Below are 14,579 nucleotides of genomic sequence, written 5' to 3' on the forward strand. Positions count from 1 at the left end.
CCTGTGCGGGCCCGCTCAACGCCCGGGCCGGACGGGCATGTTGCGTATCTGTCACAGAACCCGGCGCCACACCGGGGCGCAGCGGACCGGCTGCCAGCATGCTCCCGTGAAGGTTGCCGAGCTGGTGCTCAAGTACATCCAAACCCTGGCGTGGCCCACGGTCGTGGTCGCCGTCATTTGGGCTCTCCGCGACCAGTTGCGGGCAGCCGTTGCGCGGATGACGCGGGTGGAGACTCCCGCCGGTTCCATCGAGTTCGCCGCGGAGGCCCGAGAGGCGCTGCAGCAAGCCGGGCGCGCTGCAGCTACCAACGCGCAGTCGCGGATCCCCGATCTTCGGCCCACGTCGACCGCGGGTGGCGTGCCGCTGGGTGGTGGGGTCTTGGGGTCACGGCGTGCGCCGTCGGATGGCGTGCCCGCGGGTGCGGGGGGCTTGGGGCCACGTCGCCCACCGTCGCGTGGCGGGCCGTTGACTGGTGAGGTCTTGGGGTCCCGTCGCCCACCGTCGGATGGCGTGCCCGCGGGTGCGGGGGGCTTGGGGCCACGTCGCCCACCGTCGCGTGGCGGGCCGTCGAGTGGCGAGGTCTTGACGCCACGGGCTGGCGAGGACGAGGAGAACAGCGACGGACCGCGCATCACGCCGGTAGGTCGTGGGCGAGACCGACCGGCTGGGGACAGGCTCGACTACGTGTCTGAGCCTGTACCCCAGCCAGCAGTACCACCCGTACCCGGGCCTTCAAGCCCGGGCGTCGGATCCGCGACGGGAGCAACGCCGCACCAGCAGCCAGCTGCAGGTGCCTCGTCGACTGCCCGTGAACACCTCGCCCACATGATTACCAACCTGTGGGAATCGCGAGAGATGGTCGACTCCTCACCCCTCAGAGCAGTGACCGAGGCCTGGGCAGCGCTCTGCCGCATCTGCTTCATTGCAATCGAGCGGACTCGCGGGGTTGAGGCCGCCAGTGAGTGGGCGGTGCACCTGAACATGGGGGACCCGACACTGGCGATCCCCCAATTGCACATGATCGGCCTGCGTCCGGAATACCACCTGGTCTTCGTTCGACTTGCCCTGCTGGAGAAACAGGCCCGTCGCGACGGCCTCGACGCTGTCACTCCTCTCGCTGCCCGTGACTTCATCGACACCTGTCTGGCCTTGACACCCGAGATCATCACACTCCCAATCCGGTGAAGCAGCGGGTCACGGCCGAACCCACCCGCCACCTCGCGATCCTCCGCCCGTGCACCCCCGCTGAGGGCGGCGGCTGACGCACACCGGCCGGCTGCGGGGCCTGTGGCAGCGGCGCATGCACGATCGCGCCCTTGTTCGCCTCGGGGATCAGGCCGTACACGAGGATGCAGGAGGCGTCGATCCGGCCGGGGCTGTCAGGGTCGGTTGGCTGCCATGTCGCACACTCGTTCTCCAGGTCCATGAACGCGCCGCGCAGCCGGACCCGGTCCTGCACCATCTGCTGCGCCACGGGCTCGGCGCGGAGCAGCTTGCCCTGCCTGGCCGCACGCGGTCGATCATCGGCATCAGGTGGCCGGCGGGGATCTCGCCGTCGCGCTGGAGCTTCTCCCATGCCCGCAGAGGAGGGCGCCGGGCTGCACCGGGCACCGCGGGCCAGGACGGACCACGATGCGAATCCGGCGCCCCAAATCTAGACTGGAATCTCCATGACATATCCTGACAACAGGAGATGAGTCCTATGTCGAAGCGGGGCAACAAGCGGCGCGCCCGCAACAAGAAGCGCGCCAATCACGGCAAGCGTCCCAACACCTGAGAAGCGAACGCAGGGTGTCTCGACCAGCGGAGCAGGGATGAGATTCCCTCCCTGCTCCTGAACCGGGCCGTGAACCGCCACCGCAACAGCGGTCCACGGCCTGCTGCCGCACTCGCTCCCGCGGGTGATGGCGCCCACTGAAAACGGCCTTGGGACTGATGGGCTCGCATGTCTCGCATGGAGAGGTGTCATGTCGTGTATTCGCGGCTGGCGCCGAATCGACATGACGCGGGGGAACAGGTGCGGGCGGCGACGGCCTGTCTGACATGATCGCGCAGTGGGCGATACGAAGGCGAGAGCCGCCGCCGAGGCAGTCGAGTCGCATGTCCGGGAATTCTTCGAAGGGCATCCTGTCGAGGTCATCGAGTGCGACCTCGGGCCGGAGCGCCGAGAGGTGCTCACCGGCCTGCGCATCCTTGTTGCAGGTCCCGGCCCCCGTAGCGACAGCTGGGCCTATGTGACGGCAGGGTGCTGGGCCGTGGCGGAGCGAGACGGTCACGGTCTTGAGTTCGTCATGACCGCGCATGTCCGCGACCAGCGGTTCGTCGAACTCATGGCGATGATTGCCTACTACCACTGCGGAGGGCATCGGCTCGACCTGGAGCACAGCATGCCGATCGGTGAACCGTGGGTGCCGGGTTCGACCTGCGACCACCTGCTGATCAGCCTGCCGTATCTCCACGGGCCGGACCTCGAGCACTGCCCGCTGCCTGTGGGCCACGCTCGTGTCCTGTGGGTCCTGCCGGTGACGGCAGCCGAGATCGAGTTCCGCAGGCATCACGGCCACGAAGCGCTGGAACAGCTCTTCGACGAGGCAGAGATCATTCCTACCGATCCTTTCCGGGCATCGGTCGTCTGATCTCCCGCTATGTCGGCCCCAGCGGAGACGGTGTTCGCTCGCCGCCCGCGCATCGGCTCCAGGTCCCGCGCGCCTCGACCACCAAGTGGGTGATGGTCTTGTCGTGGTAGCCGAGCACGCGGGCGACGACAGGTGCGGGGGCCCGGAGGACGAGCTGGCGGATCGCTGAGGCCCGGCCGCGCTGAGCGGGAATCCCGGCGGCTCGAAGCTCGTCGAGCAGACCGACCCGGGCCGTCGGCTGGCCGGGCTGCCGACCGCGGGTGTGCGGTCGGTGTACGGGTGGTCAGCCGTAGACGACTGACCACGGACGGGGGGTGCCGTCCGGTGGGGAGGCAGTGCCCTCGCCTCGGGGACCTGCGGTGTGATGGTGGGCCAGGACGTCGGCGGCCAGTCGGGCGAAGTGGGGCGCGGCCGGGTGGGCGCCGCGGCCGATGGGCCAGGCGCCGCTGATGCGCGCCGTGAGGAGGTGGCCCGCCAGGGGGCACCAGGCGACGCGGGGCTCTTTGCGGGCCACCGACCCCTGAGCGAAGGCGATCCCGTGCCCCGCCGTGACCAGGGCGAGCAGGAACTCGGGGTTGGAGGCATGGCGAACGCGGCCGGGGATGAAGCCCTCGGTACGGCACACGTCGAGGATCTGGTCGTACCAGCCAGGCGCGTGGGCCCGAGGGAAGAGCACCAGGTCGTGCCCGGAGAGGTCGCTGAGCGCCACCTCCGGCAACCGGGCCAGCGGTGAGGTGCGGGGCAGGACGACGCCCAGGTCCAGGGAGATGCCGGGGCCGAGCCGCACTTCGGTGGCGTCGACGGGGTGGTGGACGAGTCCGACGTCCAGGCCCCCGGAGACCAGCAGCCGCAACTGCTCCACCGTGGTGACCTCCTGCAGGTCGACGGAGAGTTCCGGGACGTGCTCGGCGCAGGCTGTGAGCAGCGCGGACAGTACGGCAGCCGTGGTGTCGGGCGGTACGCCCGCCCGCAGGGTGCCGAGGCCGCCGTCCGCGGCGCGGCGCGCCAGAGTGCGCAGCCGCTTCTCCCGGGCGAGGAGATCGTGGGATTCCTCCAGCAGCGCCACCCCGGCGGCGCTGAGCCGGACGCCGCGCTGCGAGCGGTCGAACAACTCGGCCCCCAGTTCCTTCTCCAGCCGGCGGATCGCCTGGCTGAGCGGCGGCTGGGCCATGCCGAGCCGTTCGGCGGCCCGGCTGAAGTGCAGCTCGTCGGCGACGGTGACGAAAAGACGCAGGTGGCGCAAGAGATCCACAATCGAGGATCTTATGGGGAAGCCGCCTTGAGGGGGAGGGAGCGGTCGGCCGGAAGCCCGACCGCCCGATGACAGGGAACGTCTGTGTCCGATGACGTAGCAGCCACCACGCGAACAGCAGCCGAGGAGCGAATCCGGCAGGTCTTCACCGCGGTCGGGGCGAGAGGGCAGTTGCACGCCGTTCCTCTCGCAGCACGCACACCGGTCGCCGGAACGACCGACGGCGAGCAGCGTGTCGGTGAGGTCGCCGTGGGCGCCGACGACGCCGTCGTCATCGCTTCGATCTTCAAGATCCTGCTGGTCCTGGAGTTCGCCCGGCAGGTCGCGGCCGGTCAGCTCGACCCGAGGCAGCGGGTGCGGGTGACCTCGGCCGACAGACTCGGCGGCTGGGGCACCGCCGGATGCCTGGACGATCTCGAGCTGTCGTTGCGGGACCTGGCCTACTTCACGATGTCCGTCAGCGACAACTCGGCGGCCGATCTGCTACTGGACCGGGTGGGACTGGACACCGTGAGACTGCTCGCGAAGGAACTCGGCCTGGACCGGACCCGGATCGTGGGCGGCCCGCGGGACCTGCTGGAGTCGATGCTCGCGGAGGTCGGAGCGCGCGACGAGAGGGAGTTCGCCGTCCGCTACCCGGCTCTGCCGGACGAGAGGAAGAGACGGCTGGCCATGCTCGACCCCGCCCACGCCACGGCCAGCACACCCCGGGAGATCACCCGGCTGCTCCAGCTCGTGTGGACCGATGCGGCAGGGCCACCGGAAGCATGTGCGTTCGTGCGCGACCTGATGAGCAAGCAGGTCTTCCGCCATCGGTTGGCGTCGGGTTTCCCGGACGACGTCGTGGTCGCGGCCAAGACCGGGACCCTGCCGGGGCTGCACATGGAGGCGGGCGTCGCCCGTTACCCGGACGGCGCGTGCTATGCGATCGCCGTCTTCGCGCGCACCCATGATGTGAGCACCTCCCGCGCCTCGGTGGACGCGGCGATCGGCCGGGTCGCCGGGATCGCGGCCGATTCCCTCCGGGGCGCCGGTGACCAGGACACATATGCTTTCGCGTATCGCCGGGGCTGAACTTCGGTCTTGGACAGGGCACTTGGTCCCTTGATCTCCTGTCGTCATGACCCAGGACATACACGCCTCCGACAGACACGCCCCGACCTCCGGCCGCGGGCCCGACCGTCGTACGGTGCTCCGGGGCGCAGTGCTCGGTGCGGCAGCCCCGTTGATCCCGGCCACGGCAGCCTCGGCGTCCGCGACCGTCGGCCGCGGCCGGGGCGGTGACCGGACCGTCGCCCGCTCCGTCTCCTTCCGCTGGCTCGGCACTTCGGGCTGGCGCATCGACGTGGACGGCCGCACCGTGCTCTTCGACCCCTACCTCACGCGTTTCGTCACCGGTCTGTACGACAGCGGCCTCGATCCGAGGACAGAGCTGACGACGAACCCTGCGGTCGTCGACGCGCACATCGGCCGTCCCGACGTGGTGCTGGTGAGCCACTCCCACTGGGACCACCTCAGCGACGTGCCGTACATCGCCAAGACCACCGGCGCCCGCGTCATCGGCACCGAGACCACGTACCACCTGCTCACCGCCCTCGGGGTCGACCCGGGCCAGATCTCCGTGGTGAAGGGCGGCGAAGTGCTGGATCTCGGCACGATCACCGTCGAGGTCGTACCCAGCCTGCACAGCCGCAACAAGAACTGCTCGTACTTCGCCCCGGGCACGCTGACCGCCCCGCCCAGGACGGTTCCCACCACCATCGCCGATCTGCCGGAGGGCGACACCCTGGCCTTCCAGATCACGCTCGGCGAGCACGGACCCTCCGCGTTCCTCATGGGAGCCAGCGACTTCTCCGAGCGGGCGGTACGGGGGCTGAGTCCCGACCTCGCGATGATCGCCGTACCCGCCGAGAGCGGCACCACCTACCGCTACGTGCCCCGACTGCTGAACGCACTGGGCAGTCCCGAGGTCGTCGTCCCCGTCCACTGGGACAACTTCGAGCTCCCGCTGAGCGATCCCCCCGTCCCCGACCCGGGCATGGATCTCGACGCCTTCCTCGCCCAGGTCGGGAAGGCATCCGCAGCCAGCCGGATCGTCGTCCCGGACTACCGCACCGTGTACGACGGCGACATGCGGCCCGTAAGCCCGTAGACGAAACCCGACGTGCCGCCCGCCCGGCGCCGCGAGCACGCCCGCATCCGCAGTGGGAAAGGCCCCCGCTGGGGCAGCAGGCCCATCACCGCCGCGGCCCGAGCCCAGCCGCACCGACCTTGACCGGCCCGGCGGCAACGTGCCCGCTTCGTCTCCGGGTGTGCCGTCCCCTCCCAGGGACCGCACACCCGGAGTGGCAGCTCCGCTCACCTATGCTTGCCGTCATGAGCCGTTGGGAAGAGCTGACCGGGGGAACGTCCGGGGAGGACTACGCCGCGCGCTTTTCGGCTCTGGCCGGCACCCGCAGGGACATGCACGGTGAGGCACGGTTCTGCGCCACGCTCATGCCCCCTGGAGCCCGGGTGCTGGACGCGGGGTGTGGTACCGGGCGGGTCATGATCCGGCTTGCGGAGCTCGGGTACGACTGTGTCGGCGTGGATCTTGATGCGTCCATGCTGGCGGTGGCGCGGAAAGAAGCGCCCGGATTGCCCTGGATCCAGGCCGACCTGGCGACATTCGACCCCGGCGCGGTCAATGTCGCCGCAGACTTCGATCTCGTGGTCGCCGCCGGCAACATCTTCCCGCTTCTCGCCACCGGTACCGAGGGCGCGGTCGTCAGTCGCCTGGCCGCAGCCCTGCGCCCAGGTGGCTTGCTCGTCTCGGGCTTCGGCCTGGATGAGGCTCACCTGCCGGTACCACCCAGCATCACGCTGCCGGAGTACGACGCCTACTGCACCGCGGCCGGCCTCTCCTTCGTCGGCCGCTTCGCCACCTGGGACGCCGACCCTTACGACGGCGGCGGCTACGCCGTCAGCGTCCATCGCCGCTGAGCAGGCCCCGTTCCGGCCGAAAGCACGGCCTCGCTGGGCCGCCCGGCAGAACCTGCAACGGACAAGCAGCTCCCCTGACAGCGCCCAAGGAATCACTGACACGCCCCACCGTTGCGCGGCCGCCGCTTCGTGGGTGTGCTGGGGTGTCGTGGATGGATTCCGGTCAGGCCCGCGACGGCCGCTGCAGGATGCCGCCGGGGTCGTAGCGCTTCCACAGCTCTCCGACACGGGCGCCGGTGGACCCCGGGTAGGCACGCGCGAATGTCGTGTCGTCCGGATTGCTTTCGAAGTTCACGTACGCCCCGTCCGTGTGAGGGGCCAAGGTCTCCCAGGCGCCTGACAGGGCCTGTCGACCGTCCGGTGGGAACACCGTGGCGATGACGAGCGTCCTTTGATGGCGATGTGTGTAGGCAGTGGCCCCGGGGTCGATGTCGTTGACCGCACCACCGAGCGAGCGCATCTGGATCAGGACCGGGTCGGATCCGGTTGCTGCCGTCAGCAGTGCGCGGGCCGCGTCGGGGGTGATGTCCGTGAGCAGTCCGTTGGTGGTGGTGCCCGGCATCTGTCCGGTGTTGGGGTGCAGGTGGGCGGGCGACACCAGGTCCGTGTACGGGAGGATGTGGGCCTGCTGGACCGTGACCTCGCCGATCCCGAGGAGCGGCTGGAGTGCCTGCTGGATGCCGGACCGGCTGTCCGAGGCGACGACCGCGGTGATGAAGGCGAGAGGTGACGCACCCTGCGAGGAGAGCATCACTGCGGTCGACAGCTCACGCGGCGCCTGTGCCATGACGGCATCCCAGCGCTGCAGCGTCTTGCCCGCCGGGTCCACGCGTGCGACAAGCTGCGCGAATCCGACATCGCGGAGTTCAGTGGCTGCGATCTCGAAGGCCACAGCGATGCCGGCTCCCGCCCCTGCACCGCGCATCACCCACAGCAGATCGGGCTCGGTCTGCGGGTCGGCGCGGACCTGAGTACCGTCGGGCAGCACCACCTCGACCGCGCGGATGTGGTCGATGGTGAGTCCGTAGTTCCGTACCAGCCATCCGACGCCGCCGGCCGTGGCGAGGCCGCCGACGCCGACGTTGCCGTGGTCGCCGGAGCTGATGGCCAGTCCGTGCGAGGCGAGCGCCTGGGCGACCTGGGCCCAGCGCGCGCCCGCCTCCACCCGCACCAGGCGTGCGTCGCGGTCGAGAACGTCGACCCGGCGCATCTCACTCAGGTCGATGACGAGCCCGGCGTTGTTCGTGCCGCTGCCGGAGAGGCCGTGTCCGCCGCTGCGGACGGCCAGCGGGAGATGCTGCTCATGTGCCAGTCGAAGTGCTGCAGCGACGTCGGCGGGGGATTCGGCGAGTACGACTGCTGCCGGTCTGCCCACGGTGGTGTAGGTGGAGCGGAGCAGGGCATAGCGACGATCTCCGGGAGTGATGATCTTGCCGGCAAGGCCGGCGGGCACCACGCCGAGGCTTGTGGTCATCGTCCGTTCCTTATGGCCTCGACGCGCTCACGAACCGCCGGCACGACCTCGGAGGCGAAGAGCGCGAGCTGACTCTCGGGGTTCACCACGGGCCAGAACACAAAGGTGTCGAACCCGAGGACCACGGCCCACTCCGTGAGCGTGTCCACCCACTGGTGCACGTCACCGACGAGCCCTTGGCCGCGCCGGCCGGCTCCGATGACGCCGATCACGTTGTAGATGCGACGGATGGATTTCGGGGTGCGCCCCGCGGCAGTGGCTGCTTCGTCGATGAGATGCTGGCGCGAGGGCACCTGCTCCGGCGGGACGTAGATGTTGAGCGGGGAGACCCACCCGTCGGCCGACCGGCCGGCAACCGCCAGCATCTTGGGTCCCTGGGCGCCGAGCCAGATCTCGACGGGCTTCGGGGGCACCGGACCGGCGCGGTAGCCGGACACGGAGTGATTCGGGCTTTGCAGTTGCACCGCTCCTCCGGCCAAGGCCTCGCGCATGAGCCCGAGCGATTCCTCCGTGAAGGCGACCATCTGCTCGCCGCGCCGCGGCAGGCCACCCATCGATGCGATGCCGTCGGCGAAGGCCCCACCGCCGACACCGAGCTGGATCCGGCCGTCGGTGAGCACACTCAGCGAAGCGGCGACCTTGGCGAGCATGGTGGGCGGCCGCAGCTGCAGGTCGGACACGTCGGTGAAGAGCGAGATGCGGTTGGTGTCGGCAGCCAGGTTGCCGATCAGAGTCCAGGAGTCCAGGTGTCCCGGCTGGTAGGGATGGTCCTGGACAGCGAGATAGTCCAAGCCGGCGTCCTCGGCCAGGCGCGCGAGGCGTCGTGTCCCGCCCAGCGACTCGGCTGCAGGATCGAGACTCAGCCCGAAAGAGAGCGGATGTCCGTAGTCGTTCATGTCCTCACTGTGCAGCGCACGGCCTCACTGGAAAAGGCGAAGGTAAGGAGCTATATTTTAGTAAGCAGCTATGAGATCGGAAGTGGTGCAGGTGATCAGGACTCAGCCTCCACGCATCGAGGGCAACTCGATCCACGACGACTCCTGCCCGAGCTTCCTGGGTGCTCTGGAGCTGATCGGACGCCGCTGGACAGGATCGATCCTGGCCGCTGCCGCCCAAGGCGCTCGCCGCTTCGGCGAGTACCGGGCCATGATCGACGGCATCTCCGACCGGCTGCTCGCTCAGCGCCTGAAGGAGCTCGAGGCCGAAGGCCTCATCGAGCGAACGGTGATTCCCAGCACTCCCGTGCAGATTCGCTACAGCCTCAGCCGCGACGGACAGGCCCTGCTGGGCGCCCTGCAGCCTCTGGCGCAGTGGACCGCTCAGCGTCCCGCCCGACAGGTGCGGTAGCCGGTTCGGCATGTGCCCGGACGCCAGGAGCGTAGACCCAGACCCTCCACGGGCCCACCATGTGCCTTCCGCCGAATCCGAGTCCTCTCACCGCTCCCCCACTGCCCTGGGAACCGGGCCGTCCGGATCACCCCGACCTGTCGGTGCGAGGGCTTGCAGTGAGGTGCGCGGTGATCCCCGGGTGCCCCTTCCCCGAGACTCCGGGGCTCCAGGAACCGCTCCCACACCACCGGTGGCCCCGCCGACTCCCCCTCGGCAGGACCACCGGCGCCCTCACGGCCTGCGGCTGCAGCGTGCGGGTGCGAGCTATGCGGCGAGGCGGCCAGCCAGTTCCTTGGCCCTGGCCACCGCGTCGGCGAGGGCCCGCTCGCGGGACGCGTGGTACAGGGGGATCAGCTCAGCCATGGCCGGATTGTGCGGGGCCATGGTGAGCTCCGGAACGATGAACGTGGTCTCCATGCCGAGAGTGTCGGCGAAGATGGCCGTGAGGTAGTTCCGCACGTACTCGTACGACTCCTTCGGCGTGCCCGGCTCGTAGGAGCCGCCGCGGCTGGCAACGACGGTGACAGGGGTCCCCGCGACCGTGGACGACTCACCCACCGTGCGGCCGTAGAGGACCACGTTGTCGATCCACGCCTTGAGAGTGGACGGGATTGCGTAGTTGTACATCGGGGCACCGATCAGCACGGCGTCGGCCTGCTCGAGCTCCTCGATGAGCTTGACCCGCTCGGCCAGGGCGGCGGCCTGCTCGGGTGTGTGCTCCGAGGGATCGGAGAGGCCGGCGGTGTGCGCGTCGGCGGTGATGTGAGGGACCGGAGCCGCGGACAGGTCCCGGTAGATCACCCTGCCGTCCGGATGCTGCTCCTCCCAGGCGGCGCGGAAGGCCCCGGTCACGGCCCGGGAGGCAGATGCGGAGGTGGGCGAGAGCGACGAGTCGATGTGCAGAAGGGTAACCACTGATGATCTCCAACGGAGGCGAAGGTTGCGGCGCAGCGGGGCTCTCCATGACCGGCCCCATCACTGACCTTTCGTACTGAACTATTGATAGCACACTAGCTTACTTTTTCTCACCTCCGTACGAGGAGGGCGGTACCCTTGGGGCATGGCGGCGGAGCAGAGACACGATGAGACGGCATGCAAGCGAGTGGACGGGGGCATCACCCGGGTCTTCCAGCTGCTGGGAAAGCGCTGGACCGGGCCGATCGTGGCGGTGCTCGTGGAACAACCGGCCTACTTCGCCGACCTGCGCAGAGCCGTCCCCGGCATCAGCGAGCGCATGCTGTCCGACCGACTGACCGAGCTGGGCGCTGCGGGTCTCCTGGTACGCGAGGTCGACGAAGGCCCGCCGCTGCGGGTGTGCTACCGGCTGACGCAGGCTGGTGCTGCACTGGAACCTGCACTCAGGGAACTGGGTAAGTGGGCTGAGACCCACTTGCCGGAAAGCCAGCCGTGCACCGAGTAGAGCCTCACCGGGCTCCGGCGCGACCGTGGTCGTCGGCGCGCGCGACAAGGCACGCGGCGAAGCGACCGTCGCAGATATCGAAGCCGCGGGCGGCCGGGGGCGCTTCGTGCGGACGGACGTCACACTTCCTCGGGCAGATCCCGACCGAGCGGGCCGGCGCGGAAGACGACGTCGCCGCCTTCACCGCCTTCCTGCTCAGCAACGAGAGCACCTTCATCAACGGTGCGGCGCTCACCGTCGGCGGCGGCTTCACCGCCCGGTAGCGCGGTCGGCCCCGGCTTGCAACGCATCCGCCGCGAGCAAGCCGACCGCGGTCACGACCGATGGCCCCGATCCACATGAGCAGATCCCGGCGATCCGTAGTGCTGTTGAGGCAGGGCGCTTCGAAGAGCACTTGCCCCGCAGCCAGTCCGCGTGCGGCGGCTCCGGTTCCCGGCCTGACCTGGCCATCGGGGTTGTCGGGCTCGGTGTCACCCGGACCGGGCCCGCCGACGTACCTACCCGGAAACGTTCCTACGCGCTTTCCGCGGTGATGCGCGAGGAGTCCGCGCGCCCGGGGGTGGTGTCGTCCAGGGCGGCGAGCAGGCGCAGACGTTCTTCCGAGTCGCTGCCGGGGAGGGCGTGGTAGGTGACGAGGGTCTGCCCCCCGGCGCCGGGGATCAGCAGTTTCTCATAACGCAGGTGCAGTGGACCGACCTGAGGGTGTTGCAGCAGGCTGGTGCCGGAGGCCTTGTGCTTGACGTCCTGCCGCGCCCAGAGCTTGCGGAAGCGTTCGCTGCGCACGGAGAGTTCGCCCACGATCTCGACGAGGCGTGGATCGTCGACGTCGGGACCGGCGACGGACCGGAGGTACGGCGCGATCCGGGCGGTCATCTCCTCCCAGTCGGCATGCAGCGCGCGCAGTTCCGGTTCCAGGAAGGCAGCAAGGATGCTGTTGTGGCCTGGTGAGTTGAACGGTGAGAGCGCGACGGCCAGGCGATTGGCGGCGAGCACGTCCATATAAGTGCCGTGGACGTACGCCGGGGTCAGCGGCCATGTGTCGATCAGGGAGCGGATGCCGTCGCCGACTCTCTCGGGTCTGCGTGGGCGCCGGCGACGGGTGCTGGGGGAGGTGGCGAGCTGGAGCAGGTAGACGGTGGCCTCCTCGTCCAGCTGCAGTGCCTGGGCGATGCTGCCGAGAACCTGTTCGGAGGGGTGCCGGTCGCGACCCTGCTCCAGGCGTACGTAGTAGTCGGAGCTGACGCCGGCGAGGAAGGCGACTTCCTCCCGGCGCAGACCGGGGACGCGCCGGTTGCCGGTGTCGGGAATGCCCACGGCGGCGGGCTGGACCAGTTGCCTGCGAGCGCGCAGGTACACGGCCAGGGGGCCCGGATCTCCGATGGGTGCCATGCGTTCCAGGGTAGGCATGCGCCGCCCGCCTCCGGGTGGCCCTGCCAGTCCCAGTCTCAGGCGGTCCTGGGCGGCCCGCGGCGGCTGGCGCACAGTGGCAGAGCACGGCCCACGAGAGCCCTGCTTCCGCATGTACGTCCCGACCGAGGGAAATCCCGTGTCTGAACTCTTCCGCAGCCCCTTCAACCGTCACTCGACCGCTTCGGAGGTGATCGACGGTGTCGACCTCGCCGGCAGGCGTGCCGTGATCACCGGCGCCACTTCCGGCATCGGAGTGGAGACCGCCCGTGCGCTGGCAGCCGCCGGTGCCGACGTCACCCTCGCGGTCCGGCGTCCCGACGCCGGAGAACAGGTCGCAGCCGACCTGCGTACCAGCACCGGCAACGACGCCGTCCACGTCGCCCGGGTGGACGTGGCGGACCTCGATTCGGTGAACGCGTTCACCGATGCCTGGGCCGGCCCCCTGCACATCCTGGTCAACAACGCCGGGATCATGATGCTCCCCGAACTGGAACGGGGCATACGCGGTCACGAGCAGCAGTTCGCCACCAACTACCTGGGGCACTTCGCCCTCACCCTGGGCCTGCACGGCGCACTCGCCGACGCCGCCGGTGCGCGCGTGGTGACCGTCTCCTCCATGGGGCACCTGTTCTCACCGGTCGTCTTCGACGACATCGACTACCGCTTCCGCCCCTACGACGCTCTGGGCGCCTACGGCCAGTCCAAGACCGCCGAAGTCCTCCTGGCCGTCGAGGCCGACCGGCGCTGGTCGAGCGAGGGCATCAGAGCGAACGCACTGCACCCCGGGGCCATCGCCACCAACCTCCAGCGGCACACCGGTGGCCTGAAGACCCCCGAGCCCTACCGCAAGACCGTCGAGCAGGGCGCGGCCACCTCCGTCCTCCTCGCCGCCTCCCCGCTGGTCGAAGGCATCGGTGGCCGCTACTTCGAAGACGCCGGCGAAGCACCGCAGATCACCTCACGGCCCACGGAACCCGGCGTGCCCGGCGTGGCACCCTACGCACTCGACACCGCGAACGCCGAGCGCCTGTGGGACCTCGGCACCGCCATCCTGCGCTGACCGCGGCCATGCGACACGACGGACGTCACCAAGGAGGCAGGCGCATGAGGAACATCAGGAAAGTCGGCTTCATCGGGCTCGGTGACCAGGGCGGACCCATGGCCGAGGCGATAGGTGAGCAAGGATTCGAACTGCACGTCTGGGCGCGTCGTCCAAAGTCGCTGTCCGCCGTGGCAGCGGTACCGCACCTGGTGCACGACACGGTGGCCGGCCTGGGCGCGTCCGCAGACCTTGTCGGGCTCTGCCTGCGTGACGACGCGGACATCTGGAGCCTGCTCGACGACCAGCACCTCCTGACGGACGTCGCGCCCGGCACGATCATCGTCAACCACGGCACCGGCGACCCCGGAGAGGCTGAGCGAGTCGCGGCGCGCGTCGCCGGCGCAGGCGCGGTCTATCTCGACGCGCCGGTCAGCGGCGGCGGTCCGGGCGCTCGCGCCCGCACCCTGACCACATTCGTCGGCGGGCCCGCCGACGCCTTCGAAGCCGCACGCCCGGTGTTCGCGGCCTTCAGCGACACCGTGCGGCTGATGGGACCCGTCGGAGGCGGACAGCTCACCAAGCTGTTCAACAACGCATTGACCATCACCAACATGAAGAACGCGGAAGACGTCCTCACCCTGGCCGAACAGGTCGGTCTCGCCCTGCCCGCGCTGATCGAGATCATCGGCGCGAGCAGCGGCGGCAGCGCGGCACTGCGCGCCCTCGGCACGGACATCACCCCCGGCCTCGCCGAACACCTCCACCCCCTGATGCGCAAGGACATGCAGCACTTCGCCCAGGCCGTACGCGAGCGCGGCGCACACCCCGAAGAGGTCCTCGCACGCGGCGCGGCCGGCGCAGCCGGCCTGGTCCGGACCGCCCAACTGATCGCCCGCAGCAGGGCCTGAGCCCCACCCGAGGCAACCGGTCATGCGTCCGCAGCGCCAGGACGGGCCGCCGGGAGAGCGCCGAC

The 14,579-nt window shown here is 69.7% G+C and carries 17 protein-coding genes; 11 read left to right on the forward strand and 6 right to left on the reverse strand.

Annotated elements, in window-relative coordinates; genetic code table 11:
• Positions 1-826: 826 nt before the first annotated feature.
• Positions 827-1,186 carry a hypothetical protein gene (locus AOK09_RS22145; protein ID WP_055588974.1) on the forward strand — a complete coding sequence of 120 codons (360 nt, stop codon included), beginning with the start codon at positions 827-829 and terminating at the stop codon, positions 1,184-1,186.
• On the opposite strand, the gene AOK09_RS22150 is transcribed toward AOK09_RS22145, so the two are convergent.
• Complete coding sequence (locus AOK09_RS22150) at positions 1,167-1,475, reverse strand: hypothetical protein (RefSeq protein ID WP_055588975.1); 309 nt, start codon at positions 1,473-1,475, stop codon at positions 1,167-1,169. The genes AOK09_RS22145 and AOK09_RS22150 overlap by 20 nt on opposite strands.
• Before the next feature lie 228 nt (positions 1,476-1,703).
• Between AOK09_RS22150 and AOK09_RS43735 the strand changes: the two genes are divergently transcribed.
• Positions 1,704-1,778: a 50S ribosomal protein bL37 gene (locus AOK09_RS43735; protein ID WP_377273930.1), complete on the forward strand. Its 75-nt coding sequence runs from the start codon at positions 1,704-1,706 to the stop codon at positions 1,776-1,778.
• Positions 1,779-2,055: 277 nt separating this feature from the next.
• Complete coding sequence (locus tag AOK09_RS22155; RefSeq protein WP_055588976.1) at positions 2,056-2,637, forward strand: suppressor of fused domain protein; 582 nt, start codon at positions 2,056-2,058, stop codon at positions 2,635-2,637.
• A 283-nt stretch (positions 2,638-2,920) separates the two neighbouring features.
• Here AOK09_RS22155 and AOK09_RS22160 read toward each other — a convergent pair whose 3' ends face one another.
• Complete coding sequence (locus AOK09_RS22160) at positions 2,921-3,889, reverse strand: LysR family transcriptional regulator (protein ID WP_245687417.1); 969 nt, start codon at positions 3,887-3,889, stop codon at positions 2,921-2,923.
• 84 nt (positions 3,890-3,973) lie between these two features.
• Between AOK09_RS22160 and AOK09_RS22165 the strand changes: the two genes are divergently transcribed.
• The 3 genes from AOK09_RS22165 to AOK09_RS22175 all read left to right on the forward strand — a co-directional run bounded on the left by AOK09_RS22165 (position 3,974) and on the right by AOK09_RS22175 (position 6,871).
• Positions 3,974-4,963 (forward strand): serine hydrolase, encoded by a 990-nt coding sequence (locus AOK09_RS22165; RefSeq protein ID WP_055588978.1) that lies wholly within the window; start codon positions 3,974-3,976, stop codon positions 4,961-4,963.
• Between the two features lie 46 nt (positions 4,964-5,009).
• Positions 5,010-6,041, forward strand: a complete 1,032-nt coding sequence (locus AOK09_RS22170) for an MBL fold metallo-hydrolase (protein ID WP_079063310.1) — start codon at positions 5,010-5,012, stop codon at positions 6,039-6,041.
• Between the two features lie 224 nt (positions 6,042-6,265).
• Entirely contained in the window at positions 6,266-6,871 is a 606-nt protein-coding gene (locus AOK09_RS22175) for a class I SAM-dependent methyltransferase (protein ID WP_055588991.1), read from the forward strand.
• Positions 6,872-7,034: 163 nt separating this feature from the next.
• Here the strand turns inward: AOK09_RS22175 and AOK09_RS22180 are convergent, their stop codons facing one another.
• Together AOK09_RS22180 and AOK09_RS22185 are read right to left on the reverse strand one after the other, a co-directional pair.
• The gene (locus AOK09_RS22180; protein WP_055588979.1) at positions 7,035-8,345 is read right to left on the reverse strand and encodes an FAD-binding oxidoreductase; all 1,311 of its coding nucleotides are present in this window, start codon (positions 8,343-8,345) and stop codon (positions 7,035-7,037) included.
• On the reverse strand, positions 8,342-9,241 hold the full coding sequence (locus AOK09_RS22185) for an LLM class flavin-dependent oxidoreductase (protein ID WP_055588980.1): 900 nt from the start codon (positions 9,239-9,241) through the stop codon (positions 8,342-8,344). The genes AOK09_RS22180 and AOK09_RS22185 overlap by 4 nt, the downstream gene beginning before the upstream one ends.
• An 82-nt stretch (positions 9,242-9,323) precedes the next feature.
• Here AOK09_RS22185 and AOK09_RS22190 point away from each other — a divergent pair, with 82 nt between their 5' ends.
• Complete coding sequence (locus AOK09_RS22190; protein WP_245687418.1) at positions 9,324-9,692, forward strand: winged helix-turn-helix transcriptional regulator; 369 nt, start codon at positions 9,324-9,326, stop codon at positions 9,690-9,692.
• 306 nt (positions 9,693-9,998) lie between these two features.
• Here AOK09_RS22190 and AOK09_RS22195 read toward each other — a convergent pair whose 3' ends face one another.
• The gene (locus AOK09_RS22195) at positions 9,999-10,649 is read right to left on the reverse strand and encodes an FMN-dependent NADH-azoreductase (RefSeq protein ID WP_055588981.1); all 651 of its coding nucleotides are present in this window, start codon (positions 10,647-10,649) and stop codon (positions 9,999-10,001) included.
• A 145-nt stretch (positions 10,650-10,794) separates the two neighbouring features.
• Between AOK09_RS22195 and AOK09_RS22200 the strand changes: the two genes are divergently transcribed.
• A complete protein-coding gene (locus AOK09_RS22200; protein ID WP_055588982.1) occupies positions 10,795-11,154 on the forward strand; it encodes a winged helix-turn-helix transcriptional regulator in 360 nt (119 codons plus the stop codon).
• Positions 11,142-11,417 carry an SDR family oxidoreductase gene (locus AOK09_RS43740; RefSeq protein ID WP_055588983.1) on the forward strand — a complete coding sequence of 92 codons (276 nt, stop codon included), beginning with the start codon at positions 11,142-11,144 and terminating at the stop codon, positions 11,415-11,417. Before AOK09_RS22200 ends, AOK09_RS43740 begins: the two co-directional genes overlap by 13 nt.
• 250 nt (positions 11,418-11,667) lie before the next feature.
• Here AOK09_RS43740 and AOK09_RS22210 read toward each other — a convergent pair whose 3' ends face one another.
• The gene (locus tag AOK09_RS22210) at positions 11,668-12,543 is read right to left on the reverse strand and encodes a helix-turn-helix domain-containing protein (RefSeq protein ID WP_055588984.1); all 876 of its coding nucleotides are present in this window, start codon (positions 12,541-12,543) and stop codon (positions 11,668-11,670) included.
• Between the two features lie 130 nt (positions 12,544-12,673).
• On the opposite strand from AOK09_RS22210, the gene AOK09_RS22215 reads away from it, so the two are divergent.
• On the forward strand, positions 12,674-13,624 hold the full coding sequence (locus AOK09_RS22215; RefSeq protein ID WP_055588985.1) for an SDR family NAD(P)-dependent oxidoreductase: 951 nt from the start codon (positions 12,674-12,676) through the stop codon (positions 13,622-13,624).
• Between the two features lie 44 nt (positions 13,625-13,668).
• Positions 13,669-14,514 carry an NAD(P)-dependent oxidoreductase gene (locus tag AOK09_RS22220; RefSeq protein ID WP_055588986.1) on the forward strand — a complete coding sequence of 282 codons (846 nt, stop codon included), beginning with the start codon at positions 13,669-13,671 and terminating at the stop codon, positions 14,512-14,514.
• Positions 14,515-14,579 lie beyond the last annotated feature (65 nt).

Source organism: Peterkaempfera griseoplana (assembly GCF_001418575.1).
Taxonomy (GTDB): domain Bacteria; phylum Actinomycetota; class Actinomycetes; order Streptomycetales; family Streptomycetaceae; genus Peterkaempfera; species Peterkaempfera griseoplana.